The following is a 3,213-nucleotide window of genomic DNA, read 5'->3' as shown; positions in this document are numbered from 1 at the left end:
GGGTGAGAGATGAGATGGGGGGATAGAGGGGGTTAGGGGTTAGAAGAGGGAAAATGAGGAAGGGGCGATGGGAAAGATTGGTTTTAGGAATCGGCGGCTGCGGCGGCTTCGCTTAGGGATATTGATTGTAGGCACACTTCTTGGCATTTTGCTGATAATTAACACCCTGAGACTGATTTGGGCTGCCTCCAGTCCAGTTGATACATTCTTTGTACTAGGGGGTAGTCTTCGTCGGGAAGTCTATGTTGCTGAGTTAGTTAAAGAGCATCCAGAGGCAAGAGTTTTGATTTCCCATGGCTCCTCAGATCCCTGTATTTTACTAATTTTTCAAAAGTTTAAGGCTCCTATCCGGCAAGTTTGGTTGGAAAAATGTGCTGATTCTACTTTCGATAATTTCTATTATAATCTGCCGATTCTGGGTCGGTGGGGTGTTCGTAAACTTATCTTAATTACTTCCCCTACTCATTTACCGCGAGCAAAGTGGATGGCACAGATTATCCTGGGCGCTCATGGGATTTGGGTGGATGTGTATGCGGTTAAGGAGTTGGGGATTCCTGGTAACAGGGAATCATGGTTGAAAACTGGGGTTGATGTAATTCGCAGTTTGGGTTGGGCGGTATTGAGTCAGGTTATTGAGCCTAAATGTTCTGATTTGACTCAGCTAACGGATGTAGATTTGGCCGTTTGGCAGAAATCAGGTTTCAAGTGCGAGCATCAATGGTGGTTAAAGTTGGATTGAAGTTTGTTATTGGTTGTTTGTTGTTTGTTATAGAGCTAGGCACTTCAGTTGTTCCAATCATAAATAAGCCTAGCGCTAGAGTATGTTTACCTAATTTATCATACCGAGTGGCTCTCAAAGATAGTAGATAGATTAGATGGGGAGATAAGGGAATGGCGAGATTGGGGAAAAAAGAAAGTTTGACATTAAGGCTACAAATCATTATTAGAAACCCGGTTTCTTAAAGAAACCGGGTTTCTATTTCATGCTTGAGCCAAATGAAGGATAAAACTATTTTTTAGCGTTATCCTTCATCCTTTAATATTGAATTCACTACAAAGTCTTGAGGAATTCGATCAGTGCTAACTTATCTTCATCAGACAAATCAGCAGCAAAGGCATGTCCACGATCTTCAATAAAATCAGGAGACTGATTTGACTTTAACAAAGTATGAACCAGGACTTTCTTTGGCACTAATGGGACTAAAGAACCAGCAATTTTACCACCTAAATCTGATTCCAGCTTCCGCTGTAAAATTCGCGGTGTATTGCGCGGATCTAAATTCGCTAGTAAGTTAATCGGCGTACCTTTCGGAACCGATACTGTCAGTTTGCGCAGTTGTAATTTGGTTTCTTCTCCTGTCCGTTTGATGGATTTTAGCCCATCGCGTTTCTCTGACCAAAGTAGTTTTTCCACTCCATCTTGGAAGGCCGCCATCCGCCCTTCTACTGAAGGATCTCCATTGTAAGTGCCAAGACTATTATTGTGGAAATAGGGAGCAATTGCCCACATACTGATTAAAGATGGGGTGCGATAATAGCCTGTTCCGCCATCAGGTACTTCAAAATTAATCGGCTTGTCTTTGTTAAAGGGATTCTCCAGTGTAAGAGTACCTGGTGAGGGTAATTCTTTGTAAGTTTTAGATGAGAATTGTGCCCAAACATGACCTTCTGTCGCATTGGTTGCTAGTGCCCGTGAGGCGTTAGTACCGATGAGAGTGACTGGATAACGTTTGTCATCAGATAAGAAGTTGCGATCGAGAAAATCAGAACTTAATACTGAATCACGATACCACTGCTTTGTTTGTTCTGGATCGGCAATAATTTCTGCGGGTGGCTTTTTACTGGAGTGACAAGTGGCACAAGTATCAGCAAAGACAATTTTACCGCGTTCTAAAACTGTTGCGTCTTTAGTTAGATAAGCTTCTCCTCCCGGTGCATCTTTTAGGTGCATTGGTATTAGGGTTTTCAGAAAAGCTTCTGCATCTGCCATCCGCGCTTCTGTTTTCGGCCAATATTCGCACTCGGCTTTGGCTTTTTCAATGTCAAAGGGTTTTTGTGCGGTTCTGCCTAATAATGGATCGTGGAGGGTAAGCCAATAATCGGAACACATCCCGATATTGACATAAACTCGCAGGGAGGCAAGGGCAACGCCAACAGAATCTGCGCCATCTTTAAGGATGTGGGGAACCGCACGGGTTGTTCCGTCGTTCATTACTTCCTCAACTCGCGGTCGATCTGCTAAGTTGAAAATTGGGTTAATCGCATTGGGATTATTAATATGATCCGTGGCGATACGAGATGTATCTGATGTGCCTGGTTGTTGTGTATTTAGTACTTGTTTGCGGAAATCGTTATCGGGGATATTGGCACCGAATAATGCACCTTCTTTGAGATATTGGTTTCCTAGGGCTGATACTAAATTTTCCCACAGGGGTTTTTCGGGATCTGCGGGTGGTTTGAGAGGATCAAATGCAATATGGCAAATACCGCAGGATATACCAATCCGATAAGGTGGTTCAATTTGGGAACCTTTTTGATAGTATTGGGCGACATCCCATGTAGCTGGATTAAAATTTGGATTGGGGAATTTTCTGGCTCCCATAATCCCTGCTGAATGGGGATCTTTACATTTATCTATCCACAAGCCATACTCATCTGGTTCAGTCGCTGCTTCACAAGTAGGATCGTTAATCATCCCAATTGCTTTGAAACGATTGTTCCGTTGTAGGTGGGGATTGTGTGGTAAGGAGTCGTCTGCGGGACGGGCATCTACTAGACTGAAAAAGTCTACTTCTCCATCGGTACTCTTGGCTTGATCTCGGAAGAATTTTTCGTTACCTCCTGTCCAAAAATACCAGGTTTGTTGACCGTTTTTTTCTGCTTCAGTTAAGTTCTCATTGTAATAGTAAGGGATGTAGCCGAGTTGATTGGGATTGGTTTCATCCGTCTCATCAGGATACTCAGTCGGTTCAGTTGTAGTATCGTCGGTGTACTCGGTTACTGAAGTTGGGATATCGGTAGCAGCAGCAACTATTACTGGAGTTGAGGCTTCGTCGGTAGAGATAGTTGTAATTGGCTCAGTGGGTGGCTCCGTAACTGCTGCAACTGGCTCGGTTTGTGGCTCCGTAACTGCTGCAACTGGCTCGGTTTGTGGCTCCGTAACTGCTGCAACTGGCTCAGTTGGAGTATCAGTAACTGCTGTAACTGGCTCAG

At 43.9% G+C, this 3,213-nt stretch carries 2 protein-coding genes; one reads left to right on the top strand and one right to left on the bottom strand.

Annotated features, from left to right (window positions below; genetic code table 11):
* Positions 1–67 precede the first annotated feature (67 nt).
* Positions 68–739, top strand: coding sequence for a YdcF family protein (locus NJ959_RS27595; RefSeq protein ID WP_254014965.1), 672 nt, complete (start codon positions 68–70; stop codon positions 737–739).
* Between the two features lie 312 nt (positions 740–1,051).
* Here NJ959_RS27595 and NJ959_RS27590 read toward each other — a convergent pair whose 3' ends face one another.
* Complete coding sequence (locus tag NJ959_RS27590) at positions 1,052–3,013, bottom strand: hypothetical protein (RefSeq protein WP_254014966.1); 1,962 nt, start codon at positions 3,011–3,013, stop codon at positions 1,052–1,054.
* Between the last annotated feature and the right edge of the window lie 200 nt (positions 3,014–3,213).

Origin of the sequence: Limnofasciculus baicalensis BBK-W-15 (assembly GCF_024178385.1) — a bacterium.
GTDB classification, from domain to species: Bacteria; Cyanobacteriota; Cyanobacteriia; order Cyanobacteriales; family Coleofasciculaceae; genus Limnofasciculus; species Limnofasciculus baicalensis.
Note: the sequence above shows the minus strand (reverse complement) of the source record. Positions and strands in the feature narration are given on the sequence as shown.

Bases quoted from the DNA above. Each gene is read 5' to 3' on its own strand.
- NJ959_RS27595 (WP_254014965.1), top strand. From the start codon at position 68: ATGGGAAAGATTGGTTTTAGGAATCGGCGGCTGCGGCGGCTTCGCTTA.